The organism is Xenorhabdus santafensis, assembly GCF_033949405.1.
Lineage (GTDB): Bacteria > Pseudomonadota > Gammaproteobacteria > Enterobacterales > Enterobacteriaceae > Xenorhabdus > Xenorhabdus santafensis.
Map to the genome: position 1 here is coordinate 1 of NZ_VCDN01000348.1, position 671 is coordinate 671.

The window sequence follows — 671 nt, forward strand, 5'->3', positions numbered from 1 at the left end:
ACCACGATGTTTCCTGTTTTCTTCTCAGTAATTTCTGGCTTTCCAAACAGTTTTGTTGTTACTTCTGTTTTTGTTTCTTCTCGCAAATAAGACATTGACACTGGCTTATCCGGAATTTGATTTCGAAACGTTTCAAATTCCTGTTTCTTTTCTTTTATTTTTTTATCTAAACTCAAAAATTGTTGCTGAATTTTTTGTAACGTTTCATTCTGTTTTTCGATGTAGTTTGTGGTTTGTTGTAATTGATTATGCGTTTCCACTACTTTTGTCTTTAAATGCGTTTTTACATTGGATAACTGTTCCACTTCTACTTCTAAATCTTGTTTTTCCTTAAAGGCTTGAGGCGATAAATGTTTTTTCTCAGAACCTTCTCCCCGATCTACATCAAAACCTTTTTCCCGCATTTCCAACGGGAAGTCCTGTTGCAAAGATATCAATTCTTTTCTCGTAAACATATCTTTTGCGGACAAACGATTGTCTTCTGTAATTGGCATGACACCAATATGCATATGTGGTGTCGCTTCATCCATATGAACCATCGCATACAACGTATTTTGTTTGCCATAACGTTTTTGAATAAAATCTAGTGAACTCTCAAAATAACGTTTCTGTTCTTCTAAACTTAATGAATGCATGTAATCAGGCGAAGCTGTTACTACAAATTCTGAAAG

Annotated in this window: 1 protein-coding gene; it reads right to left on the reverse strand. The window is 34.3% G+C overall.

Features of this window, described 5'->3' with window-relative positions:
- A partial coding sequence (gene mobV / locus FE392_RS20520) for a MobV family relaxase (RefSeq protein ID WP_319931947.1) occupies nucleotides 1–671 on the reverse strand: 671 nt, incomplete at both ends.